The following is a 24,418-nucleotide window of genomic DNA, read 5'->3' as shown; positions in this document are numbered from 1 at the left end:
GGCTCCCGGTGCCGTCGCCGGCGGGCCTGAACCAACAAGCAGGAACAGAGGATTCAGTGCAGAATTTCCAAGGAGTAGGGGTAAGCCCTGGCCGCATCATTGGTTCCGTCCGCCAGATGCCCAAGCCGGTGAGTGAACCGCCGTCGGGAGAGCGATTGGCTGCGGACGTGAGCCCGGAAGACGCCGTCGCGGGCTTGAAAGCGGCTGCGCAGGCCGTCCATGACGAACTCAAGGGACGCGCGGACAGTGCTTCCGGCGACGGCAAAGCCGTCCTCGAAGCCACGGCCCTCATGGCCAAAGACACCATGCTCCTGAAGTCCGCGAGCAAGCTCATCGCTGCCGGATCCTCGGCAGAGCGCGCTATTTGGGAGGCCGGTGCGTCCGTTTCCGAAATGCTGCACAACCTGGGCGGCTACATGGCCGAGCGCGCCACCGACGTCCTGGATGTACGCGCCCGCATCGTGGCCGAACTTCGCGGCGTGTCCGCTCCCGGCATCCCTGCCTCCGACACACCCTTCATCCTGGTGGCCGAGGACCTCGCTCCCGCCGACACCGCAACACTGAATCCCGCGGTGGTGCAGGCACTGGTGACCTCAGGTGGTGGCCCGCAGTCCCACACGGCCATCATCGCCCGCTCGCTCGGCCTGCCGGCCGTGGTTGCCGCGCATGGTGTTGACGACATTGCTGATGGAACCGAGGTCTATGTGGACGGCGCGGCTGGTTTTGTGGCCGTTTCACCCGCTGACGAGCACCGCGCTGCCGCTACGGCCTGGGCGGAAACCTCCGCCACCCTCGCCGAATTCGACGGAAACGGCACGACGGCGGACGGCCACCTGGTGCCGCTCCTCGCCAATGTGGGCGGTGCCAAGGACGCCGTGGCTGCTGCCGCTTTGGGCGCCCAAGGCGTCGGCCTGTTCCGCACGGAATTCTGCTTCCTGGAGCGCGACACCGAGCCCTCCGTGGACGAGCAAGCCGCAGCCTACAAAGCCGTGTTTGACGCATTCCCGGGTAAGAAGGTTGTCCTGCGCACTCTTGACGCTGGCGCCGACAAGCCCCTCCCGTTCCTCACGGACGCCACCGAACCCAACCCTGCACTGGGTGTTCGCGGCTACCGCACCGACTTCACCACGCCTGGTGTCCTGGAGCGTCAGCTCGAAGCCATCGCCCGGGCAGCTTCGGAGTCCGAAGCAGACGTTTGGGTCATGGCCCCCATGATCTCCACGGCCGCGGAAGCCGGACGATTCGCCTCACTGTGCGCCGCCGCCGGAATCCAGACACCTGGTGTCATGGTGGAAGTTCCTTCCGCGGCTTTGACCGCTGCCACGGTGCTGCGCGAAGTCGGGTTCGCCTCCCTTGGCACCAACGACCTCACTCAGTACGCCATGGCCGCGGACCGCCAGCTCGGACCCCTCGCGGAACTCAACACTCCGTGGCAGCCCGCCGTGCTGAGGCTCGTGCAGCTCACCGTTGAAGGTGCGGAGCAGGAAAGCTCTGGCCGCGAAGGTAGTGCCAAGCCCGTGGGCGTCTGTGGTGAGGCAGCAGCTGACCCGGCACTCGCCGTCGTACTGACCGGCTTGGGCGTCACCACGCTGTCCATGACCGCGCGCTCGCTGGCCGCCGTCGGGACTGTCCTGAAAACCGTGACGCTTGAACAGGCCCAGGAGCTGGCCACGCTGGCCCTGTCCGCTCCCAGCGCCACCGAAGCCCGCGACTGGGTTCGCGCCAAGCTGCCCGTGCTCGAAGAGCTCGGCCTCTAACGTCCGTTTCCGACCTTTAGGAGAACCATGCCCGAACGCACAGCAACCATCGCCAGCCGGTCCGGCCTGCACGCCCGCCCTGCCGCCCTGTTCGCGGAAGCCGCTGGCGAGCAGCCCGTGGAAGTCAGCATTGCCATGCAAGGCGAACCTGCCGATGACGCGCTCGACGCCGCCAGCATCCTTTCGCTCATGACGCTCGGCGCCGCTAAGGGCGACGTCGTTGTGCTGCGGGCTGAGGGGGACGGCGCCGACGCTGCGCTGGACGCGCTGGTGAAGCTGCTGGAGACGGACCTGGACGCGGAGTAGCTGAAGCGGGCGGGCTTCTTCTCCTTCTGCACGGGTTGCCCCCGTTTCGGGGGTTCCCTGCCAACCGTGCCGTGCGCACGGCATTGCCCGCAGGGAACCCCCGAATCGGGTAGCTCGCTGCGTGGACGCCCTTGCCCTGAACGCTGGTGAAGGGTTGGCTGCAGAGCTGGCCAATGCCGCCGAGCTTCGGGCATCGCTGTAGGCTGCCCGGATCGGCCGCCCTCACCCGTTTCGTGGCCAGGCCGCACACCGTGCCGTGCGCACGGCACTGCCCGCAGGGAACCATCGAAATGGGCAGCTCACTCAGGCCCCCGGCTCCCACAGGCTAGGCTTCTGCCATGGCATTGATAGCTCCCCGCGTCACGGCCGGTCTCCCCGCCGACGACGCCCGGAATCTGGCGCGCTCCCTCGAGGACAGCAACGACATCACCGTGTTCGTGGATGGCACGGTCCACCGCCTACCGAATGAGGCGAGGGACGCCGTCGTCGACCTCCTCGCGAGACTGAGCCGTGGCGAAACGGTGACGGTGAGCAGCGTCGAGGAAATGCTCACCACATCGCAGGCCGCAGATCTCGCGGGCATCTCTCACACCTATCTGCGCAACATGACCGACCGCGGCGAAATACCGGTGGAGTACCGGGGGACGCATCGTCGGATCCGGCAGGCCGCCATCATGGCGTGGCTTGAAACGCAGAAGAAAAGGCAGCAGGCGGAACTGAGTGCAGGCGATGACGCCGGCTAAAAGAACGAAGCGACCACTTAACCGCCCTCGAATCCCGGCATGCTGTTGAATAGCGGTATGGCTTCAAGTTCCCCTTCGACCGTCTGGCCCGTGGTGCACCATGAACGCCGTGCCCTGCTGCAGGATTTGGAGCCGCTTCCAACAGCTCAATGGCAGACGCCGTCGTTGTGTGCCGGTTGGGATGTGCACGACGTCCTGGCCCACGTCATCGACAGCGCTAAGACGACGCGGCTCAACTTCATCCGCCGGCTGATAGCTTCCCGCATGGACTTTGACCGCGATAACGCCGAGGGTGTGGAGCGCGAAAACACAGGAGAACCCTCGCAGACGCTGAACGGGCTGCGCGCTGTGCTCTCACGGACCTCAGGCCCGCCGGCGAGCTTAGCCACCCGCTTGGTTGAGGCGTTCGTGCACGGAGAGGACATCCGGCGTCCCCTGGGGATCCGCCGCGAATACCCTGCCGAGCATGTGGCCACCGCTCTGAGCTATCAAGTGAAGACCACCACCAAAATGGGTGGCGGCAAGGAAATCGCCGGGGGCTGGCGCTTGGTAGCCACTGACACTCCGTTCGATCATGGCAACGGTCCCACAGTTGAAGGTCCGGCCATAGCCCTGCTGCTTGCTGTGTCCGGTCGGCCGATCAGGCACGACGAAGTGAGCGGGCCGGGGGCTCCGGTGTTCCTGCAGAGCCTGGAAAACCAGTGAACGCGCGGGGCAAGGCGCAGAACAAGGCGGCAACATTCCTGTCCGCCGACGTCGACGTCAGGGGCCTGACCGGACGGATTCTCTGGACGGAGGGCACGCCCCGGCCGGAACCGGGCGCAGAGCCCCTGACTGAGCCCGCCTACATCCTGATTCATGGCATTGGCGTATCGCATCGGTACTTGGCGCGGCTTCACGCAGTCCTGGCCGCGGGCGCGCCCACTTATTCCCTGGACCTGCCCGGTTTTGGCGGAACACCCAAGCCCGGCCGTCAGCTTTCAGTGGAGGATTACGGAGCCTTCATTGCTGAGGCGCTTAAGACCTGTGGCATCGACTCCTACGTGTTGGTGGGGCACTCGATGGGAGTGCAGTTTGCCATCGAAGCGGCTTTGCATGCCCCGGATCAGATCAAACAGTTGGTGCTGATGGGGCCGGTGGTGGATTCCCGGCACAAGAACGTTCGCCGCCAGTCTTTGGCGCTCTTCCTGGACGGGCTGCTCCGCGAAAGCCCGTCGTCCAACTGGATCGTCATCTCGGACTACTTCCGGTGCGGCCCGCGCTGGTACCTCACTGAACTTCCCCTCATGATGAGTTACCGGACCGAGGAACGGCTGGCGGGCGTTGGGGTGCCGGTGCTGATCCTGCGGGGCAGCCGCGACCATGTGGCGGGACCGGACTGGGCGCTGCGGCTATCAAGGGCAGTCGCGCAGGGGCGTTTGGTGGAGATTCCGGGGGTCGGGCACGTGGCGCAACACATGCGTCCCAAGGCCGTGGCGGATGCCATCCGGAGCTTCGTCACCGCCACGACGACTCACCTCTGAGCGCTGACGCACGACGCCGGCGCCTGAGTTGAGTGCCCCCTATTGGGTTGGTTGCGGGCTCGGCTTGTTGAGTTGGCTTGTTGAATTGGCTTGTTGGGTTAGCTGGTCCCGGCTAGGCTGGCGGAGCAAGCACATTAGTAAGTTTGCTTACGAAAGGGCCGATCGTGACTGACAAAACCTCGAATGAAGAAACCCAGGGCTTCGGCGCAACCGGCGCCACAGGGCCGTTTGACACTACGTCCGATGCCGACAGCATCCACGAGGATCCCGATATGCGCCAGGACGAGGATGAGGACCCCGCCGCATCCGCCAACCCGGATCCCCTCGACGGCAACGTCACTGGCCTGGAGCCTGGCGGCGGAGTCCCCCCGGGAGAAACCCCGCCCGCCGAAGGCAGCATGAGCAGCGACCAAGGCCACGAGGAGTAACACAGTCGCCAACCCGCGGCTCCGTTGGTACCAGCGACGTAGCAGCGGGTTGGCAACGTCCTAGCTGTTCGGCAGCTGCAGGATTTCCCCGAGATCGTATTCAGCGGGCTCCTCAAGCTGGGAGTACGTGCAGCTCTCGGGGGTCCTGTCCGGCCGCCAGCGGCGAAACTGCGTGGTGTGCCGGAACCTGTCGCCTTCCATGTAGTCGTACGCCACTTCGATCACGAGCTCGGGGCGCAGCGGCACGAACGAGAAATCCTTGCCGCCGCTCCACCGGCTTTGGGCGCCGGGCATGCGTGATCCCCCGCTAGCTTCGTCCTGGTTGGCCCATTCACCCCACGGGTGCTCGCCGAGTTCGACTTGATACGGCTCAAGCTCGGCTACCAAGGCCTCCCTGCGGGCCATGGGGAACGATGCCACCACTCCCACGTGATGCAGCCGGCCCGTGTCATCGTGAAGGCCGAGCAACATCGAGCCCACAACTTTCGCGGTCTTGTGCCAGCGGAATCCGGCCACTACACAATCCGCCGTGCGCTCGTGCTTGGTCTTGAACATCACGCGCTTGTTGGGCTGATAGGTCCCGGTCAGCGGCTTGGACAGCACGCCGTCCAGTCCTGCACCTTCCAGCTGCACGAACCATTCCTGCGCCCGTTCGAGGTCCGTCACAGCGGGGGTCACGTGGATAGGCGGCTCGGCCTTGGCGAGCGCGCGTTCCAGGATGGCGCGGCGCTCGGAGAACGGCTTGTCCATAAGATTCTCATCGCCCAAGGCAAGGATGTCGAACACAATCATGGAAGCCGGAGTCTTCTCGGCGAGCATCCTCACGCGACTGTCGGCGGGGTGGATCCTCTGCTGGAGTACCTCGAATTCGAGCCTCTTGCCCTCGATCAGGACGATCTCGCCGTCGATTACGCATTTGTCCGGCAGGTTCTTCCTGAGCGCCTCCACCACTTCGGGGAAGTAGCGGGTCATTGGCTTCTCATTGCGGCTGCCCAGGATGATCTCTTCACCGTCCTTGAAAACAATGGTCCGGAACCCGTCCCATTTGGGCTCGTAGTGCCCAACATCGGGGATGGCCGGAACGGATTTGGCGAGCATGGGCGAGACGGGTGGCATCACAGGCAGGTCCATAGACAATGTCTACCTGCCGGTACACCGCGAAGCTAGTGTTGGGCCATGGATATCTTGCTCGCCCGCCCGGAAACTCCAGCATGACTTAGGCTCCCGCGACAGCCCCGAAGCCTAAGTCATAGAACCGCCTCGCTTGGGCAGGCCTACCGCCCGTTACATTAATGTGACTTTACTTTCCTGCTCATGTACCGTCGTAGGGCGACCCGTATCTCCGCTGGGCCGCTTCCGGATTGACGCCGAGCTCTGCCGCAATCCGGGATCCGCCAGACCCGCGGCAGAGGCGGGGGACCCACAGTTCCCGGGCTTGGTTTCCAAGCCCTCGGGGTGAAGCCGCTTAGGCGGCCGGACGGCCTCGTCCGAACCCGACAGCTAACCTCGAAGGCGTTGAGAGGCAACAACCATGTCCCCAACCATGGATCAGCCGCGCCGCGCCCACATTGAAGGCGAGCGCACCAAGCCAACCGGACGCCGTCGGGCCCAACCCAGCGGATTCCCCACCGGAGCACCGGCCGACTCCGCCGCTGCGCCCACAAACCCAGATGACGCAGGCCTGACTAATACAGGCACGACGCCGGAACCCGCCACCGCGGCCATGCCCGCCGTGGCGGCGCCTGCCACTCGTGCGGAAATTCGTGCGGCTGAGCGGGAGCGTGCGGCCCTTGCGGTGATTGCGCCTGAGGCGTCGGCGTCACAGTCGACACCTGAGCCGTCCGAGCAGGCGGAACCCGCTACTGCTGCGATACCTACTGTTGATACAGCGGCCCGGAGGTCGACCACACCGGGACCCCCTACCGCGGCGATCCCCATTGTGACCCCGGCAAGTGCACCCTCGGCCGGCTTGGAGCCGGATTCGCAGGAGTTCCGTGCCCAGGAACCTGCAACCGCAGCCATTCCAGTGGTCCAGCCTTCAGCGCCGGAACCCACCACGACAGCCATTCCCGTGGTGTCTGCCCGCGAAGAATCCACGAACACAACCGAAGCCGCCGGGTTACCCCGCGCTGAGTCACCTCGGGGCAAGTCCCCCGCGCAGGTTGCTGCCGCGGCAACGGCGTCGGCAGCATTGGCAAGCCGCAAGGATGTCCGAACCCAGGCTGCCGCACCCTCTGCTGCCAGGTCCAGCTTGGGGTCCACGTCTTCATTTGGTCGCGAACCACACGCCGCTCTTCGGAAAGCAGCGTCGGTCAGGCACATGAGCCAGCGCATGGCCGTGGTTGCAGGTGCGCTTGGGCTCGTGCTGACGGCCGGGACTTTGGGGCAAGCCCTCGAGCTTCCGTTCTTCGGCCAGGAAACCCCTGCGCAGGAAGCAAGCGCTGGCGACAGGAACTCTGGCTCCGCGTCTCCCGCGCCCAGTGCCTCGTATTCCAAGGCTTCAGCACCATCAGCGTCGCCATCAGCCTCGTCAGTTGCCACAGCGTCCTCGGAAGCCGGCCAGCCCGCGACGTTAGCGGAGGCACCCACGGCCGGGTCGTCGTCGTCGACTCCGACCCCGAAGGTATCCCTCGCGGACCCGGTTTGGGTTCCATCGGCTGTCCCCTCCTCAGTCCCGGCCGTCCCTGGGGTGACAAGCCCAGCCCCCACCCAGCCTTCCCCCGCGCCGAGCGAGGTGCCGTCGGACACAGTCACCACGCCGCCCACCACTCCGACGCCCACAACCTCGCCGACGCCGACGGTCACTCCCACGCCGACGCCAACACCGACTCCAACAGAAACGGCAACGCCGACGTCCAAGCCGCGGCCGAGCAAGCCGCAGGCCGCCTCGGCACCCGAGCCCAGCGAATCCGCGCTTCAGGACATCCTGGATGCAGCCCAGAAAGTTCTCGGTTGAGCACCCGCCTGCCCCGTACCTCCGCCCACGCGGGGTGGCATAGCCGGTACTGCAGCAGCAGCCGGACTGCCACCTTCCGTCGCCGGATGGGACGGTGGAGCTGCCAGCGTTTGCGGCGCTCGTAAGCTCAGATCCGCGGCCGCTTGGCCCAGCGCCGCGCCTTCAGGGCCGAATGCAACTCGAGCCGGATCGCGCCACTCAACGGATCAGCGCCGATGAGTTGGCGGATCCGGCCGAGCCGGTTGTAGATGCTGCTCCGGTGGAGGTGAAGTTTGGCGGCGACGTCCTGTACCGAGCCGTCATTGTCATAGAGCAGTTCCAGGACAGGCAGGAGTTCGCCGTTTTTGCCCTGCTCCTCAAGGGCCTGAAAATGCACCGATCCTGTGTCATCCCAGCCGCCGGGTGCCACCAAGCGATCGAAAAGTTGATAGACACCAACGGTCCGGCTGTCCACGAGTTCTCCTAGTGGCAGGTCCACGGCAGCCGCCTGCGCAGCGACCTTGGATTGACGGTAGGCGCCTGATAGCTGCCGGATGACTTGGAAGGGTTCACTGATGCCCAGGATCACCCTGTCCACCTTGCGGCCAGCGCGCTTCGCAAGCTCCAGTTGATAGTGCACCAGCACCTGGGCATGGTCTGCCCGGCCGCCCGACTCGCGGAACAGGACCACCGAATGCGTCTCCGTTCCGGCGCTGAACAAGGCGGCGTTGACTCCGATAGTGGACTGCAGCGCCGCTGAACGATGCGTCAGGGTAGCTGCAATGGGATCGACGTCGGACCTCGCACCATCCGGGTCGAGAATGGTCACCAACTGCCACGGACCGCGCCCCTGAACTTCCTTCCAACCTGCGACGGCGGCCACAGCGTTCGATTCGCCGCCGCAGGCTGACAGGAACTCCTGCTCACGTCTTCGCCGGAACTCCGATTCGGCGGTATTGGAATCCAGGAGCAAGCCTGCCAACAGGTCCAGTTCGTCCCGCACGCCGGGCAATTCGGCGAGTATCGCCGTCGCACTCTGTTCTTCAAGGTCCAGCTGCACCCACAAGTACCCCACACGGAAACCGCGGACCAAAAGTGGCACGCAGACGCGGCCCAGCATGCCGAGTTCGTCGTTGGCGGGCACCACTACGGGTCGTACGGCCGTAGCGATGCCATGTGCGAGCTGCCAGGCGCTGACATCGCTGGGGACCCGCTTGCTGAGGAGGAAATTTACGCGAACGCGGTCGGCGTGGGACTGGTTGGAGCTATAGGCGAGAAGAACGCCGTCGAGATCTTCCAAGGACAGTCCCCGGCCCAGCTTCAACGCAACGCGTTCAACGATCTGTTCCACGTCCTGCTGCATCTGGCAAGCGTACCAACAGCAGGCGACACTTGACGCTTGGGTGCTCGACAAATGTCGAGCTGAGTTGCAGAAGATCCTTGGCTTTGCGGGCTTTCCTCCTGAGGGCGGCTCCTGGTTCATGTCGCCTGCCTCACAACCGGATTTATTCTGGAATCACAGCCCGCAACACATTTTTCGGCCGAAGTGGCCGCTAACGATGGAGCCCACAAATGATCATCGGTGTCCCCAAAGAAATCAAGAACAACGAGTTCCGCGTAGCCATTACAGCTGCCGGTGTCCACGAGTTCCGCACCCACGGACACACCGTTCTGGTTGAGCGCGGCGCAGGCCTCGGCTCGGGCATCACCGACGAGGAATACTCGATCGCCGGCGCCGAAATCGTCAACGAAGCAGATGACGTGTGGGGCCGTGCGGACATGGTCATGAAGGTCAAGGAACCCATCGCGGCCGAGTACCACCGCTTCCGCAAGGGCCTCATTCTCTTCACGTACCTGCACCTGGCCGCCGAGCCCGAGCTCACCGCTGAGCTCATCAACTCCGGCGTCACCGCTATCGCCTACGAAACCGTCCAAGAAGGCCGCACCCTGCCGCTGCTGGCCCCGATGTCCGAGGTAGCAGGCCGCCTGTCCGTAGTAGTGGGCGCTTCCTCGCTGATGGCTCCGGCCGGCGGCAAGGGCGTTCTCCTGGGCGGCGTACCCGGCGTCCGTCCGGCGAAGGTTGTTGTCCTCGGCGCCGGCGTTGCGGGAACCAACGCTGCCGCCATGGCGCTGGGACTCGGTGCTGATGTCACCATCATGGACATCAACATCAACCGGTTGCGCGAACTCGACGCCCTTTACCAGGGCCGCCTGAAGACCGTTGCCTCCAACGCCTACGAGATCGAGAAGTCAGTTATCGACGCAGATCTGGTGATCGGGTCCGTGCTGATCCCGGGCGCCAAGGCTCCCAAGCTGGTCACCAACGAACTGGTTGCCCGCATGAAGCCGGGCTCGGTGCTGGTGGACATCGCCGTTGACCAGGGCGGCTGCTTCGAAGACACACACCCCACCACCCACCAGGAACCGACGTACAAGGTCCACAACTCGATCTTCTACTGCGTTGCCAACATGCCCGGCGCTGTTCCGAACACCTCCACGTACGCACTGACCAACGTCACCCTGCGCTACGCGGTGGCACTGGCCAATTTGGGAGTCAAGGCCGCCTTCGACCGCGACCCCGCCCTGGCTGCCGGCCTCAACATCGCCGCTGGCCACGTGGCACACCACTCCGTTTCCGAGGCGCACAACCTGCCCCTCGTCAACGACTGGCACACGCTGGTCTCCGCGTAGCTTGAAGCTCGACGGCGGGGTGCGGCTTCCACGCGAAGCCGCACCCCGCCGTCGTGGTTTAACCCCGCGCGAGTTGGGGCTGGACCCTAGGGCTTTCCGGGGAGCGACGGGATCAGCTCCGAGGGAACCGGGACGGGGACGCCGGAGGGGCCGAGCTTCGAGGGATCGATCTTGGAAGGGTCGATCTCCGGCGGGGTCACGGGCAACGCTGGAGGCGTGGGGATGACCCCATTACCGGGCTCTTTGTGGGACGGCGCCTTGGGGGTGTGCGGCGACGCTCCGCCAGGCTGTGGCTCAGGAGCAGGAACGACCGGGTTGCCCGGTGCGGCGGGCGTCGGCTGAGGTACGACCGTGGCAGGAGCTTGCTGCGGCTCTTCCCGGACAGGCAACGGCTCAGGAGTGGTACCGGCCGGGGCATCGGGCTGGGGAGCACTGCCCGAACCGGGGTTTAATTGCGAGACCACCGAACCGATTGCTGCCCCGAGGTGCTGGAAAGCGCCCGGCAGGCCGCCCTCGGAAGCGACGGCAGCGGTTGCGCCGCCAGCCAAGGACACAGCTACGGCGAGGCCTGCGATGGCCGTCCGACGCTTCTTCCGACGCCGGGCGGCAAGTTCGTCCGCGGGCACGCCGTCAGCTGGCAGGTCGTTCACGGGGGCGGATTCAGCAGCAACAGTGGCGAGTACCGCCGTCGGCGCACCCGTCGATGCGGCCGGGCTGCCGACCATGAGGGCGCGGACTGCGTCGGACGGCAAGGGAGCAGCGTTGGCTAGTGAACGGAGCTCAAGGAGTTCAGTGCGCAGCTCGGCATCGTCGGTGAAACCGGAGTCGGCCAGCAGGTGGTCGATTGCATGCCGGTCATGACGTCCGCGCGGCGTGAATTGTTCGCTCATGATGTGCCGTTCCTTAGTAGTGCACGCTTCTTCAGTGCACTCAATGCCCTGCGTTGTAGCTGTTTGACGGCTCCCTGGGACTTACCCATGATCGCCGCCGTATCTTCCACCGACACGTCGGCGACGACCCTGAGGGCCAGGACCTCCCGATAATCATCAGGGAGGTCGTCCAAAATTTCAGTAACGCCCAGGCCGGCAACCCGTCCGAAGGCCTGGTCTTCGGCCGACGGCGACCGCCGCGCGTCCAGGTCCGGTTCGTAGGGTGTCGTCTCGGGCGTTCGTTCGCGTTTGCGATAGTGGTCCACCATCCGCGCATGCGCTATGGAGAACAACAGGGTTTTGGCCCCTGAAAGCCCGCCGTGGAGCGTTTCCAGCTTCGGATACAGGGCAAGGAAGACGTCCTGCGTCACGGCTTCGGGGTCGTCCACGCCCCTTGCCCGGAGGTAGCCAAACACCGGTCCGGCGAAGTTGTTGTAGGCAGCCGTGAAGAGCAGGGCGGGATCGTCCTGATCCGCCTGCACGTATTCATCAGCCAAAGGGTCAAGCACCCGTGGATGCCTCCGTCCCACACACTACGTAGCGGGGCTCCTTGTCCTAAGCCAAGGAGCCCCGCCCTTAAACCGTAACCGCTGCTTGCTTAGCGGACAGAATCGAGCGGTGCGGCCGGAACGTCGGCGGGAACCTGTGCCGGCAGCTCAGGCGTCGCAGGGACGGCAGGCACTGCGGGGACAGCAGGTGTGGCGGGAACTCCCGGCACAGCGGGCACTGCAGGAACGGCGGGAACTGCAGGCGTTACCGGCAGTTCGGACGTCACGGCAGCGTCGACGTCGGCCTCTGCCGTCACCGAGCCGTCAGTCTTCAGGCCGGCAGCTTTACCTGCCTCCACCACGGCCTCGCAGTGCGCCTCCACCTTGGCTTCGCCGCCGGCAGCAATGGTCAAGGACTCGAAACCGGGGACCTTGGCGTCAGACTTCAGGCCGCCATTGAGGAGCGCGGTGCAGAGGCCGAAAGCCTCCGGGGACGTGGCGTCTTCCACCGTTGCTTTGGCATCGGATACGGCGTCGGCGGCCTTGGCCTGGCCGGCTTCGGCGGCCTCAGTTGCAGTTGCCTGCGCGGTCTCGACGGCGTCAGTCGCCTTGGTCTTGGCGGTTTCGGCGGCGTCGGCTGCTTCGGCGGCCTTCTCAGCAACAGGGGCCGGAGCGCCAACGAGGTCATGCGCGGTCTGCTGGATTCCGGTGGGAAGCGCGCCATTGAAGGCAGCGACGCCGGTTCCACCGGCAGCTACGGCTCCGGCAGCCAGGACGCCTGCGGCGACTTTGCTGGTGGCAAGGATAGTGAACAAGGACATGAAACCCTCCGACAAACGATTTTGGGATTGCCCCGGCCGCGGTTGGGTCGCGACCGGATGATCAGCGTGCGGACGTGGCCCGCACTCCCCTTACATCGTTCGGGGCCTCGGTGAGGTTACGCGTTGTCCGAAATTCTTTTTCAGGGCTTGGCGTGCTGCACTTTATCCACATTGGTTAGATGTCCCCATGGCCGCGTCCACTGCAGGCAACTATGCTCAGGAAACGCCTGGCCCGTTGGATGCCCGGCGATCGACAGATCACTACGTCAGGGGATACGTAATGGGGTTGGGTACCTAGTGGGACACGGATTGGTGGGCGCTGACGTCGGGGATCTCCGACGACTTTCGGCAGTGATGGACTCCGAGGCGGAGAAGATCACCAAGCTTCAACAACAGCTCACTGCGCTGATTCAGAACGGCAACTTCTGGCGGGGAAATGATGCTGAACAGTTCCGAAGCCGGTGGCAGAGCGATCTCCATGGACGGTTGGGAGCGGCAGCTGCTTGCCTGCGCACCAACGCCCGCGCCCTGAAACTCAACGCCGAGCAGCAGGAACAAGCTTCCTCGGGCAGTCCGGGACGCGAACCCAAGGGTGGACCTTCAACAGGGCATGGAAAGAGCATTCCCGATGCCCTCGGGTTCACTTTTGATCCCACCAGCTATGGCCCGGTCACGGTCGAGGGCAGCGGCTCGATTGACAGCCAAGCAACCGGCGAAGCCCATGGCTCCGTTGGTCCCGGAGGCATCGCGTTCGGAGGATCCGGCGAGGCTTCCAGCGGAGGTGACATGACCTGGAAGGCGGAGACTGAGTACGGGCCCGTCAAGACCACCGTCACCAACGAAACGTTCGTCGGCGCCCGCGCCAATGGCGAGTTCGGGGCCAGTGTGCCATTCGGACTCGGACTTCCCAATGCCCACGCCAACGGTGAAGCATTCGCTGGCGCGGAAAACATCACCACCATAAAGTCAGAGTTCTTTGACGGCTGGGTCAGCAATACCGCCACGACGCGTGCCATGACAGGAGTCGAGGCGAGCGCCCACGCCAACGCAAGCAGCCCCTTCCTGTTTTCGGCTGGTGGTGAGGGCTTCGCGGGTCAAAAAATCACCATGGACAACAAGACCGAGTTCGCTGGTGGGCTGTTCGCCTTGGGACAAGGCGGAGAATTGCGCGCCGGGGCTTGGGCCAGCGCCGGTGAAGGCGAAATCAGTGTCAAGGGCCGCGATGTCTCAGGTACTGCGTTCAGCGCAGGAGCGGGCGCTGAGCTGACAGGGAGCCGATATGTCGAAGTCCTGGGCCAAACACTGACACTCAACGCGACGGTGGCCGCCGGAGCGGGTGAGGGGCACTTCTTTACTGCTTCCATGGATGAAGACGGGCTCACTCTGGGCGCGGGAGCCAAGCTCACCGCCGAACTGGGTCTGGGCGCGGGTGGCCAGATCACCCTCAGTCCCAAAGGACTTGTGGATTCCGTAACCGGGTTCGTCGACTTCCTGAACAACTGACCGTCGCCACCACACCACCGCCCGAAAGGCTCCAATGTCGCAACAGGTTTTCCCGTCCGCATCCTTCCCCGCCTACCCCACCATCAAACTCAACCCACCGGCCGGGTGGACGCATCAAGTAGTCCCTGATGCCGTGGGGGCGCTGATGGCCCCGGCCTCAGAAGGTCGCTACACGGCAAACGTGGTGATCTCGGTGTCCCGCCGCTTGCCCGATTACCAGCTGAGGGACATCGCTGCATCCGTGGACTCGTTCCTGGACGCCCTGCCGGACGCGGTCCTGCTCGCCACAGAGCCAGTGGTTATCAATGGTCGGGATTGGCACGTGCGCGAGGCACGCTACACGCACCCGCAAGCAGGTTCGCTGGCACAGTTCACAGCAGTGACGGTGGTCCACCAGGACGCCGCAGCGGATGTCGTCCAGTTGACCGGCAGCTGCCAGCCGATTGAAGGCAACCACGACCTCCAGGCCATCTATTCGCTGGTTGCCAGCGCGGACGTTACGCCAGCGCCCTAGCCTGCTCAATCAGCTTCAGCACCGCAACGGAGTCCGCCGGATCCACTGGCGCCGGAAGCGGAGAGGAAGTGCCGCCGTCGTCGAGCTTTTCCGCCAGGATGCGGTAGAACTCGGGGTAGGCGCCGCGCTCCGTGGGGATGGTGGTGCGCTGCCCGTTCCGTTCCAGCGTGCCACTGTTTTGGGGAGGCTCGACGCCGTATTCCGCGTCTGTAGGCAAGCCCCCGCCCAGTACGTAGGGCTCCTGCGGATCGGCGCCGAACTTCACGAAGCCACCTTCGGTACCGAGGATGCGGAATCGCGGGCCGTGGAGGTGGCTGTTGAGGTTGATGGTGACGTGGCTGACCACGCCCGACTCATGTTGGAGTGCCAGGAAAACGTCGTCATCGGCGCTTTCCTGGGGGCGGCGGGCCGTGATCTCTGCGAAGGTAACGGTGGCCGGCCCAAAGAACCGGAGAGTGAGATCGAGGACGTGGGTGCCGAGATCGAACAGGACGCCGCCGCCGTCTTCCGCCGTGGCACTGGCTTTCCAGGCCTTGGCGATCTCCGGCGCCCAGCGCTCCATGCCCACCTCGAACCTGGTCACGGCACCCAACGTTCCGGCGTCGAGCAGTTTTTTCACGGTGAGTGAATCACCGTCCCAGCGCCGGTTTTGGTACACGGTGAGGACACGGCCCAGCTTCGCAGCTATTTGAATCAGTTCCTCGCCCTCAGCGCTGCGGACCGTGAACGGTTTATCGACGACGACGTCCAGCCCCGCTTCCAGCGCAGCTTTCGCGAGTGGGAAGTGGGTTGCGGGCGGTGTGCCCAGGACGACGAGATCCAGTTGGTCAGCCCGCGACAGGATGTCCTGCGGGGTGTTGACGATGTGTGCTTCCGGGTAGCGGGCCTGGGCCTTTGCCTGCCTTGCGGCGTCAGATGTTGCAATGACGGCGAGTTCGTAGGCGGGATTACTGGCGATGAAGGGCGCGTGGAAGACGCTGCCCGACAGGCCAAAACCTGCGACGGCGGTACGGATCGGCTGGGAAGTCATGACCCTAGGCTAGATCAGTAGACCTCGCGGCGGTGGGCGGCGCGGAAGATGATGATGACGAGTTCACCATCATGGATCTCGTAGAGGACCCTGAAGTCACCAACACGAATTCGCCATGCATTCGACTCTGCGGAAAGCTTCCTGACTCCGACCGGACGTGGGTTCAGTTCCAACTCGGCGATGGCCAGCAGTATCTTCCGGCGTACTGGAGCGTCTAGCTTTCGAATCTGCTTGGCAGCCGCGGTACTGAACTCCGCGCGGTATCGGCTCACCGGGTGATGCCGTTTTCCTCCAGAAGATCATTGAGACTGACCCTGGCACCATCATCTTCCGCTTTAGCGGTCCGAAGCGCCTTAAGGTCCGCCTCATCTTCGAGACGTTCAAGCCTCTCGAGGTCCTCAGCACTGATGAGCACCGCGGCGACCTTGCCTCTCCGGGTGATGCTGATCCGTTCATGGCCGTAAGCAGCACGATTGATTGTGTCTGAAAGATGAACTCGGAGGTCAGCGACACTCACGACATAGTCGGCGGTACCCATGAGTCCACCATAGCCGCATCTGTACTTTATGTACATAAAGTACAGATGCGACGCGGGATGTGAGCGAGCATCGGGCTCAAGCACGCGGGAGGTGAGCGAGCGTCGGGCTGAAGCACGCGGGAGGTGAGCGAGCGTCGGAGACGGCGAAAGGCCGGGAACCTCCCGAACCCGTTACAGGTTCAAGGAAGTTCCCGGCCTTCAGGAGACTACTGCCGAGGGGCTACTTCTTGGCGCCCTTTTCCCAGCCGATGGTGGTCCAGTCCGGAACGTTGGAGAGGCTCTTGAACAGGGACGGGCCGTAATTGGCCAGACCTGTTCGCACGAACTGGATCTCCGGACCGTTCATGACCGTGCCCATGGAGAAGTACTTCTCCATGTGCTTCTTCTCTACCTCCACGGCAGCCTTGTTGCGTTCAGTGTCATCGGCGATGGTTGCCAGACGCTTGATCTCGGCGTCGAGCTCAGCGTCGCCAAGGCCGTTCTCGTTGGTGGTGGAGTCGTAGTACTGCTTCACGGCATCAGTGGCGTCCGGGCCCACGGTGTAACCGGAGATAGTCACATCGAACTCACGTCCGCCTACAACCTTGCCGAAGTCGGCGTCACCGCGCTGGTCGATGGAAACGTCCATGCCAGCAGCCTGCAGTTGCTTTTGCAGCGTCTGGGACGTTGCTGCCGTGGTGGGGTCGTCACCGAAGTTGGTGATCTTGAAGGAGACAGGGACGCCATCCTTCTCCATGATGCCGTTGCCGTTGGCCGTGTAGCCGGCGTCCGTCAGGACCTTCTTGGCCGCCTCAGCACCGGTGTCCTTCACGGGGTAGTTGTCCTGGTAATACTCGGAGAACGGCATGAGCATCATGGAGCCCGAGCTCTCTTCGGACCAGTTCAGACCGTTGAAGCGGACATCGCGGATGGCTTTGCGGTCTACGGCGGTGAAGATCGCCTTGCGTACGGCAACGTCGGTCAGGGCCGGCCTCTTGGCATTCAGGTTCAGGCCACCGGCGAACAGTCGCTGGCCGCGACGGATCTCGGAGTTGTTTGTGCCTTCGAGCTGCTTGTAGCGGCCAAGCGTACGACCATTGGCGGCGTCAATCTCGCCGTTCTTGAACGCAGCGATGGTTGCACTCGGCTCCATCTGACGCCAAATGACCTTTTCAAGGACCGGCTTCTGGCCCCACCACTTGTCGTTGGGAACCATCGTTACGGTCTTGGCGGTGGTGTCGTAGTTTTCCACCTTGAACGGACCCGCCATCCATTCCGGATGCATGTTGCCGGCAAAGCCTGTGTTGAAGATTTCAGGCGTGTTGATGGCCGGGTGGATGAGGCCGAAGAAGAGCCCCTCCAGCGGGAAAACCGGCTGGGTGGTGGTGACAATGACTTCTTTGTCGTTGGCCCCGGCCTTAACCGAATCCACGAAAGCGTAGGCGCCCGCGGTCACGATGTCGATGGACTTGTCTTCACCCTTGAGCATGTTCCAGGTGTTTTCGAAGGTCTTTACGTCGATGGGAGTGCCATCATTCCAGGTCGCCTTGTCATTGACCTTGATGGTGATGGTCTGTTTGCCATCCTTGACTTCGCTCCTGACTTCCTCGCAGAAGTCCTTGTTTGGCTCTGCTTTGCCGTCGAAGTCCAGCTTCCAGCAGCCACCGATTCCGCCGCTGTTAATTGACGCGGTGTTTACGGGTGTCATCAGCGCTGAAGTATCTGCGCTGTTGCCCACATTGGAGAAACCGTTGAAGTCCGGACCTATGCTGCCTACTGCCAGGGTGACCGTGCCGCCCTGTTCCAGATCCTTTGCTTCCTTGGCGTTGACGCTAATCAGCTTGCTGATGTCACCGCCACTCTCTTCGGCCTTCTGCGAGGCCGGACCCGACGGCGTTCCCCCGCCGCAAGCGGTCAGCATGAGCGTTGCTGCGAGCGCTACGCCACCGATCGTCGTGTATTTCTTCATGGTTTGCCCTTCATGTTTACGACTGGAAATCTTTGCGAGTTGAATAACAGGGTTTCAATCGATGTGTCATATGTCGTCAGGCATGCACCACCAGCATGTCGGCATCTATCTCTCCGTCCGGGAAGAAGCATGCGAAGTCCTGTGTGTCCTCCTTCTCCGAAGCCAGTGGCGGCTCCAGAGTAAGGCACTTCTCCTGCTTTGCGGCAGGTAATGCGGCAAACACCGGACAACGGGTCGCAAAATTACATCCCTTGGGAGCATCAAGCGGGCTGGGAAGGTCGCCCTGCAGGATGATGCGTTCACGGGTCCGTTCCAGGTTGGGATCAGGAACCGGGATCGCTGACAACAAGGCCCGTGTGTAAGGGTGGCGCGGGTTGTCGAAGACGTCGTCCACGTGGCCGGTTTCCACAATCTTGCCGAGGTACATCACGGCAACGCGGTCCGAGATGTGCCGGACAACGGAGAGGTCGTGGGCCACCATCAGGTAGCTCAAGCCCAGCTCGGCGCGGAGCTTGTCCAGGAGGTTGATGACTCCGGCCTGCACGGACACGTCCAACGCAGAGACCGGTTCGTCCAGCACCACGAGCTTCGGATTGACCGCAAGTGCCCGGGCAATGCCGATGCGCTGACGCTGGCCGCCGGAGAACTGGTTTGGGAAGCGGTTCACGTGGTCCGGCTGCAGGCCCACCAGCTTCATGAGTTCCATGATGCGTTTCCTGATGGCAGCCTTGGGCATCCCGAGGTTTTCCAGCGGTTCAGCAAGGACCTCGTACACAGTGAAACGCGGATCCAGGGCACCCGTGGGGTCTTGGAACACCATCTGCATTTCCTTGCGCATGGCCATCTTGGTCTTGTGGTCTGTGGCTACTTTGTTGCTGACGCCGCCAATCACCACTTCGCCCACCTGGTCCGGGTGGAACTCCATGATTTCCAGGAGGGTGGTGGTCTTGCCACAACCGGACTCGCCCACAATCGAGACGCACTCACCTTCGCGGATATCGAAGCTCAGACCATCCACGGCCTTGACCGTGCCTATCCGTCGCTTGATCAAGGCACCCTTGAGCAGCGGGAAGTGCTTTTTCACGTCCTTGAGTTCCAGGACCTTTTCGCGCTCGACGCGTGGGACGCCGTCGAACTTTGAAACGGGCTTGGGCGGCGCGTGGAAAATCTTGTGGGCGTCAGCGTTACCGGACAGTTCGTCTGCTTTGATGCAGGCTGCCTTGTGTCCAAGCATCTGGCGCTCAACGCCGGGGACGGGGATGAGCTCCGGCTCGCCGTGGAGGCAGGCATCGCTGACCAGCGGGCAGCGGGCCGCAAAGGAGCATCCTGTCACCGGCAACGCGAGGTTGGGCGGTGTTCCCTCGATGGGCACCAGCGACTGCCTGGTGGCGGTATCCACTCGAGGAACAGCGCCGAGCAAGCCCAGCGTGTACGGCATCCGCGGGTTGTAGTAGATGTCCTCCACAGTGCCGGTCTCCACCGGCTTGCCGGCGTACATGACCATGATGTCGTCAGCCATGCCCGCTACGACGCCGAGGTCGTGCGTGATCATGACGACGGCGGCACCGGTCTCCTCCTGCGCGGTGTGCAGGACTTCCAGCACCTGCGCCTGGATGGTGACGTCCAACGCCGTCGTAGGTTCATCAGCGATGAGTACCCGCGGATCGTTGGCGATGGCGATGGCGATCATGACGCGTTGGCGCATGCCGCCGGAGAACTCGTGCGGGAAGGCCTTCAGACGGTCCTTGGGGCTGGGGATGCCCACCATACGCAAGAGGTCGACGGCGCGGGCTTCTTTGGCCTGCTTGCTCATGGTGGGGTTGTGGACCGTGAGCGCCTCGATGATCTGGTTGCCCACGGTATAAACCGGGGTCAAGGACGACAGCGGGTCCTGGAAGACCATGGCGATGTCATTGCCGCGATGCTTGCACATGGCTTTGTCGCTGAGGCCCAGGAGTTCCTTGCCCTTGAAGCGCACGGAGCCCGTGATGTCCGCCGTTTCCGGGAGGAGTCCCATGATGGCCATGGACGTGACGGACTTGCCGGAACCGGACTCGCCCACGATGCCCAGTGTTTTGCCGGGCATGAGGTCGAAGTCGACGCCGCGGACCGCATGGACCACACCATTCTCGGAGTTGAAGCGGACATTGAGGTCGCGGACGCTCAGGACGGCGTCGCCTGGAGCGTAGAGTCCTGCGTCGCGAAGACGTTCGGCGGGAGTGGTGTTGGTGCTCATTTGCCAGCCTTTGCGGTCTTGGTCTTGGCCCGTCCAATGGAGCTGGAGCTGGGGTCGAAGGCGTCACGGAGGCCGTCGTTCATCATGGCCAGCGAACCGGTCAACAGGAACATGACAGTCAGCGGAACCCAGAACATCCATGGGAAGGAGGACACCTGGCCCGTCGCCTGGCCGATCAGGACACCAAGGCTGACGTCCGGGAGTTTGATGCCGATGCCGATGAAGGAGAATGCCACTTCGGCGAGGATCGCACCGGTGATCCCACGGGTGAAGTCCAGGACCAACAGCGAGCCGATGTTCGGGACGAGGTGGCGCCACACGATGCGGCGGGATGGGACACCCATGTACTTGGCGGCTTTGACGTAGTCCCGCTGCATCAGGGACATGGACAGTGAGCGCACCAAGCGGGCGGTGCCCATCCAGCTGAAGAAGAGCAGCACGACGACCAGCAGGAGCCAGCTGGGGAGATCTTTCAGTCCGCCGCTTCCGCTGGTGGCGACCGCGACCACCAGAATGGCGGGCATCATGATGAGCGCTTCAAGGATGAACAGCATGGTCGCGTCCACCTTGCCGCCAAAGAATGCCATGGTGCAGCCGTAGACCGCGGAGATCAGGACGGAAACTCCGCCAACGATCAGGCCGATGAGAATGGAAGTTCGGGTGCCGTCCACAATGAGCGCCATGAGGTCGATGCCGGCCTGCGTCGTACCCAGCAAGTGGTCCGGTGACGGCGGCATACCAATGTTCAAGGGATCAAGGGTGTCCTTGTCCCACGAGGTCAGGAACCCGCCAAAGATCGAGAAGAGGAACAGCGCGAGGAAGATGAACAAGCCGGCGACGGCGGTCCGGTTCCGCATGAAACGACGGAAGATGATCCGCGACTTCCCAATGACGACGTCCTGGTCCGCGACGCGTGACTCGTCGATTTCCGCAATGGGATCGATGATGTTGGTCATTACTGGACCCTCACTCGTGGATCGACCAGCGTGGTGGCGAAGTCGGCAAGGATGGCACCGATCGCGAAGATTACTGAGCCGTAGGCCAGCGTGGCGGTGGCGACGTTGACGTCCTGAAGGCTGATGGCCTGGATGCTCCAGAGGCCGATGCCTGGCCAGGCGAAGATGGCCTCCGCGAAGAAGCCGCCCGTGAAGATGGCCGGGATGGTGAAGGCGATACTCTGCGCTACCGGAATGAAGGAGACGCGCAGGGCGTGCTTCCTGATGGCCTGGTTTCGGGTGAGTCCCTTGGCCCGGGCAGTGCGGACGAAGTCAGCGTTCACGTTATCCAAGAGGTACTGCCGTTGGGCGATCTGGTAACCGGCCCAACCGAAGACGGTCATCGCGAAGGTGGGCACGGCGTAGTGGGCCAGAAGGTCAACGAAAGCCGGCCAGCCCGGCTCAATTCCCGGCGTCGAAATCCCCGTCACGAAGAAGATGCGCTCGCCAACGGCCTCATTGATGCTGATGGCACCGAGCTGCACCAGGAAGTATGCGATGGGAGCGGGGAGGATGTGCACCAAGTAGCTGTAGGACGTGATGACGCGGTCCTGGTACTTGTACTGGCGGGCGGCCGAGTAGACGCCGAGGGCGACGCCAATGACCAGGGTGAGGATGATCGAGGCGATGAACAACCGGGTGGAGACCATCACGCGGTCCGCGAATTCGGCATTCACGAACGCGCCGTTCGGGCTGCGGCCCCAGTCCCAGCGGGTGACGATGCCCCAGAGCCAATCAAGGTAACGCTCCCAGGCGTTTTTGTCCGGATCCAGTCCGAGTCCCCGGAAAGAAGCAGCTACTTGTTCGGGGGTTGGCCGCGGGATCTTTTCCTGCTCGAGGACTGCGGGTTTCAGCGACGAGACCGCCAGGAAGTAACCCGCACTTGTGGTCAGGAAGATCATGATCAGGTAGATGCCCGACCGCTTCATCAGATATTTCAGCATGTCGGGCGGCTGCCCCGAATCGTGGCAAAACTCAATGCTCGTCCTTCCGCGGTTCCCGGCTGTGGCCGGCGTCAGCTACGAATTGGCGCAGCGGGTTCTTGGGCCCCCGCACCCCTTCAGTGATCACCAGCCCTATATGGCATGCGTCACATTCAAGAGGAAACTACCACAATAACTGCTTCACGTTTTGCTTCGAGGCGTCCAGTTTCGCGCCTGCAGCCAGATTGTTATGTGCAGGTTGCGTCATGTTTACGACGTCGGTGCCACTGCCGTGCTCACAGCGACGCCAATGGGGGCGCTAACAGTGGACTCCGCCCTGACTGCGCGCTGTTTGCGGTTGCCCTTAGGCGGCCCTCAAGAGCCGCGTGACCAGTTCTCGCCACGAGTCCGCGAGCCGCGTGGGGGAAATGCCTCGAACTCGAACATCGTCCACTATTCGCTCAGGGTCCAGCGCGTAGGTCAGAGACATCGCCATCACCCAAGGATCCGCGATTCCCGCCTCCCGCAGCAGGACCTCCATATGTCGATGCGAAAGCTTGGTTGCAGGGACGTCGAAGCGGTTGCGGGTAGCAGCGCCCGCCGCTTTCAAGAGTTCGCCGTTTTCCAGGACGAAGTAAATTCGCCCCTCACCGAAGGCCACCAAACGATCCTTGGGGGCGGCACCCGGGCCGAGTGGTGGAGGACCGAACATGAATCCGTGCTGAAATTCGGACTCCGAGTCGCTCAACAGGGTCATCATGAGTCCGGCGCGGCTACCAAAGCGGCGGAAGACTGTCCCTTTGCCAACCTTGGCCTTACAAGCGAGTGCGTCCATGGTCAGTGCTTCAGCGCCGAGCTCGGCCACCAAGTCCCGGGCAGCGCTGAGAAGGCGCTCGCGATTCCTCGCTGCGTCACTGCGCTCGTGGGGCGCACCCAGGGGCACGTCCGGTCGAATGGGGATCGAGCTCACAGAAATATTCTAGACCCCGGGAATAGAAAGCGGACCATAGTCCGTTTAGTATCGATGAAGGCTCCAAGCCCAGACATCGAACGGCCGGCACCTCACCCGGCCAGACAAAAGGAGACACCATGTCCAAGAGCACCGTTCTTACCCTCGTCGGTAGCCTGCGCGCCGATTCCCACAACAAGAAACTCGCCGAAGCCATCCAGCTGAACGCTCCCGAGAACGTTAATGTGCAGATCCACGGCTCACTTGGCAGCATTCCTTTCTACAACGAAGACATCGACGTCGAAGGCCAGGTTCCCGCCGAAGCCGCCGCCCTCCGTGCTGCAGCAGCCGACGCCGACACCATCCTCCTCGTCACGCCCGAGCACAACGGCACCATGCCCGCCTCCCTGAAGAACGCCATCGACTGGCTGTCCCGCCCGTTCGGTGCCGGCGCCCTCTCCGGCAAGCCGACCGCCGTCGTCGGAACCGCCTTCGGCCAGTTCGGTGGCGTGTGGGCCCAGGACGAAGCCCGCAAGGCTGCCGGCATCGCCGGCGCCAAGGTACTTGAAGACGTCAAGCTGGCCGTTCCAGGTTCCATGATCCGTTTCGCTGAACTGCACCCGAAGGACGACGCTGAGGTTGTTGAGCAGATCAAGGGCATCTTTGAGCCCTTGACCACCGTTCACGACGAAGAAGCAGCAGCGTAGTCTTTAACGCTTTCGATGCCCCCGTTCCGCATTTCGCGGGGCGGGGCATTCGCGTTCCTACAGCTTTGAAAGGGGCGTGATCAACTCTTGTCCGAACCGTCACCGTAACGGCATGTTGTGTTCCGCAGTCCCGTCCTAACGTTGGAGAAACAGGTGGACGGACAGGAGCGCGGGGCTGTCATGCATGCCGGACGGGGACCAAAAAGCACGACGGCGATCACGGCTGCCTGCCTCATCTTCGGCCTGTGGGTGGGTGGCTGCACTACTGTCCCGACCGAATCTTCCGGACCTGAGTCCGCAGGGTCCTTGCCGACAGTTTCCGTGGCTTCGCCTGCCCCTACACCTTCGACCATTGCTTCCGTGCCAGCTGCCTCGGCTCCCTCCCCTTCGAGCCCGGGTACGCCGTCCGTCGCCGTCCCAGCCGCGTCACCCCCGGCAGCAACGCCAACTCCAG

Annotated in this window: 24 protein-coding genes and 1 riboswitch; of the genes, 10 read left to right on the top strand and 14 right to left on the bottom strand. The window is 63.4% G+C overall.

Going from position 1 to position 24,418, the window contains the following annotated elements; genetic code table 11:
* The first annotated feature begins 56 nt into the window (after positions 1–56).
* The 6 genes from ptsP (at position 57) to RIF72_RS12060 (ending at position 4,757) form a co-directional block, all read left to right on the top strand.
* The gene (ptsP, locus tag RIF72_RS12085; RefSeq protein WP_309075126.1) at positions 57–1,757 is read left to right on the top strand and encodes a phosphoenolpyruvate--protein phosphotransferase; all 1,701 of its coding nucleotides are present in this window, start codon (positions 57–59) and stop codon (positions 1,755–1,757) included.
* Between the two features lie 27 nt (positions 1,758–1,784).
* Positions 1,785–2,063 carry an HPr family phosphocarrier protein gene (locus RIF72_RS12080; protein WP_309075125.1) on the top strand — a complete coding sequence of 93 codons (279 nt, stop codon included), beginning with the start codon at positions 1,785–1,787 and terminating at the stop codon, positions 2,061–2,063.
* A 338-nt stretch (positions 2,064–2,401) separates the two neighbouring features.
* Positions 2,402–2,806 (top strand): helix-turn-helix domain-containing protein, encoded by a 405-nt coding sequence (locus RIF72_RS12075; protein ID WP_309075124.1) that lies wholly within the window; start codon positions 2,402–2,404, stop codon positions 2,804–2,806.
* Between the two features lie 39 nt (positions 2,807–2,845).
* On the top strand, positions 2,846–3,511 hold the full coding sequence (locus RIF72_RS12070; protein ID WP_309075123.1) for a maleylpyruvate isomerase family mycothiol-dependent enzyme: 666 nt from the start codon (positions 2,846–2,848) through the stop codon (positions 3,509–3,511).
* Positions 3,508–4,329, top strand: a complete 822-nt coding sequence (locus RIF72_RS12065) for an alpha/beta hydrolase (RefSeq protein ID WP_309075122.1) — start codon at positions 3,508–3,510, stop codon at positions 4,327–4,329. The genes RIF72_RS12070 and RIF72_RS12065 overlap by 4 nt, the downstream gene beginning before the upstream one ends.
* Before the next feature lie 164 nt (positions 4,330–4,493).
* Complete coding sequence (locus RIF72_RS12060) at positions 4,494–4,757, top strand: DUF6480 family protein (RefSeq protein ID WP_309075121.1); 264 nt, start codon at positions 4,494–4,496, stop codon at positions 4,755–4,757.
* Positions 4,758–4,817: 60 nt separating this feature from the next.
* Here RIF72_RS12060 and RIF72_RS12055 read toward each other — a convergent pair whose 3' ends face one another.
* From RIF72_RS12055 to RIF72_RS12045, 3 genes are all read right to left on the bottom strand, one after another.
* On the bottom strand, positions 4,818–5,888 hold the full coding sequence (locus RIF72_RS12055; RefSeq protein ID WP_309075120.1) for an ATP-dependent DNA ligase: 1,071 nt from the start codon (positions 5,886–5,888) through the stop codon (positions 4,818–4,820).
* Between the two features lie 251 nt (positions 5,889–6,139).
* Positions 6,140–6,286: riboswitch (cyclic di-AMP (ydaO/yuaA leader) on the top strand.
* Between the two features lie 19 nt (positions 6,287–6,305).
* Positions 6,306–7,631: a hypothetical protein gene (locus RIF72_RS12050; protein ID WP_309075119.1), complete on the bottom strand. Its 1,326-nt coding sequence runs from the start codon at positions 7,629–7,631 to the stop codon at positions 6,306–6,308.
* Between the two features lie 209 nt (positions 7,632–7,840).
* Entirely contained in the window at positions 7,841–9,055 is a 1,215-nt protein-coding gene (locus RIF72_RS12045) for a helix-turn-helix domain-containing protein (protein WP_309075118.1), read from the bottom strand.
* Positions 9,056–9,264: 209 nt separating this feature from the next.
* On the opposite strand from RIF72_RS12045, the gene ald reads away from it, so the two are divergent.
* Positions 9,265–10,383, top strand: coding sequence for an alanine dehydrogenase (gene ald / locus RIF72_RS12040; protein WP_091463716.1), 1,119 nt, complete (start codon positions 9,265–9,267; stop codon positions 10,381–10,383).
* Between the two features lie 86 nt (positions 10,384–10,469).
* Here ald and RIF72_RS12035 read toward each other — a convergent pair whose 3' ends face one another.
* From RIF72_RS12035 to RIF72_RS12025, 3 genes are all read right to left on the bottom strand, one after another.
* Positions 10,470–11,273: a hypothetical protein gene (locus RIF72_RS12035; RefSeq protein WP_309075117.1), complete on the bottom strand. Its 804-nt coding sequence runs from the start codon at positions 11,271–11,273 to the stop codon at positions 10,470–10,472.
* The gene (locus RIF72_RS12030; protein WP_309075116.1) at positions 11,270–11,821 is read right to left on the bottom strand and encodes a sigma-70 family RNA polymerase sigma factor; all 552 of its coding nucleotides are present in this window, start codon (positions 11,819–11,821) and stop codon (positions 11,270–11,272) included. The genes RIF72_RS12035 and RIF72_RS12030 overlap by 4 nt, the downstream gene beginning before the upstream one ends.
* A gap of 89 nt (positions 11,822–11,910) precedes the next feature.
* A complete protein-coding gene (locus RIF72_RS12025) occupies positions 11,911–12,621 on the bottom strand; it encodes a hypothetical protein (RefSeq protein ID WP_309075115.1) in 711 nt (236 codons plus the stop codon).
* A gap of 297 nt (positions 12,622–12,918) precedes the next feature.
* On the opposite strand from RIF72_RS12025, the gene RIF72_RS12020 reads away from it, so the two are divergent.
* Complete coding sequence (locus tag RIF72_RS12020; RefSeq protein WP_309075114.1) at positions 12,919–14,124, top strand: hypothetical protein; 1,206 nt, start codon at positions 12,919–12,921, stop codon at positions 14,122–14,124.
* Positions 14,125–14,158: 34 nt separating this feature from the next.
* Positions 14,159–14,638: a hypothetical protein gene (locus tag RIF72_RS12015; RefSeq protein ID WP_309075113.1), complete on the top strand. Its 480-nt coding sequence runs from the start codon at positions 14,159–14,161 to the stop codon at positions 14,636–14,638.
* Here the strand turns inward: RIF72_RS12015 and RIF72_RS12010 are convergent.
* From RIF72_RS12010 to RIF72_RS11975, 8 genes are all read right to left on the bottom strand, one after another.
* The gene (locus tag RIF72_RS12010) at positions 14,622–15,668 is read right to left on the bottom strand and encodes a Gfo/Idh/MocA family oxidoreductase (protein ID WP_309075112.1); all 1,047 of its coding nucleotides are present in this window, start codon (positions 15,666–15,668) and stop codon (positions 14,622–14,624) included. The genes RIF72_RS12015 and RIF72_RS12010 overlap by 17 nt on opposite strands.
* Before the next feature lie 14 nt (positions 15,669–15,682).
* Positions 15,683–15,940 carry a type II toxin-antitoxin system RelE/ParE family toxin gene (locus RIF72_RS12005; RefSeq protein WP_309075111.1) on the bottom strand — a complete coding sequence of 86 codons (258 nt, stop codon included), beginning with the start codon at positions 15,938–15,940 and terminating at the stop codon, positions 15,683–15,685.
* Positions 15,937–16,206 (bottom strand): type II toxin-antitoxin system Phd/YefM family antitoxin, encoded by a 270-nt coding sequence (locus tag RIF72_RS12000; RefSeq protein WP_309075110.1) that lies wholly within the window; start codon positions 16,204–16,206, stop codon positions 15,937–15,939. The genes RIF72_RS12005 and RIF72_RS12000 overlap by 4 nt, the downstream gene beginning before the upstream one ends.
* A gap of 220 nt (positions 16,207–16,426) precedes the next feature.
* Positions 16,427–18,154 carry an ABC transporter family substrate-binding protein gene (locus tag RIF72_RS11995; protein ID WP_309075109.1) on the bottom strand — a complete coding sequence of 576 codons (1,728 nt, stop codon included), beginning with the start codon at positions 18,152–18,154 and terminating at the stop codon, positions 16,427–16,429.
* Between the two features lie 76 nt (positions 18,155–18,230).
* A complete protein-coding gene (locus RIF72_RS11990) occupies positions 18,231–20,390 on the bottom strand; it encodes an ABC transporter ATP-binding protein (RefSeq protein WP_309075108.1) in 2,160 nt (719 codons plus the stop codon).
* Entirely contained in the window at positions 20,387–21,346 is a 960-nt protein-coding gene (locus RIF72_RS11985) for an ABC transporter permease (protein ID WP_309075107.1), read from the bottom strand. Before RIF72_RS11985 ends, RIF72_RS11990 begins: the two co-directional genes overlap by 4 nt.
* Complete coding sequence (locus tag RIF72_RS11980; protein WP_309075106.1) at positions 21,346–22,329, bottom strand: ABC transporter permease; 984 nt, start codon at positions 22,327–22,329, stop codon at positions 21,346–21,348. The genes RIF72_RS11985 and RIF72_RS11980 overlap by 1 nt, the downstream gene beginning before the upstream one ends.
* Before the next feature lie 343 nt (positions 22,330–22,672).
* Complete coding sequence (locus tag RIF72_RS11975) at positions 22,673–23,278, bottom strand: helix-turn-helix domain-containing protein (protein WP_309075105.1); 606 nt, start codon at positions 23,276–23,278, stop codon at positions 22,673–22,675.
* A gap of 119 nt (positions 23,279–23,397) precedes the next feature.
* On the opposite strand from RIF72_RS11975, the gene RIF72_RS11970 reads away from it, so the two are divergent.
* On the top strand, positions 23,398–23,964 hold the full coding sequence (locus RIF72_RS11970) for an NADPH-dependent FMN reductase (protein WP_309075104.1): 567 nt from the start codon (positions 23,398–23,400) through the stop codon (positions 23,962–23,964).
* Positions 23,965–24,418: the final 454 nt, after the last annotated feature.

Source organism: Paenarthrobacter sp. (assembly GCF_031180005.1).
Taxonomy (GTDB): Bacteria; Actinomycetota; Actinomycetes; order Actinomycetales; family Micrococcaceae; genus Arthrobacter.
Note: the sequence above shows the minus strand (reverse complement) of the source record. Positions and strands in the feature narration are given on the sequence as shown.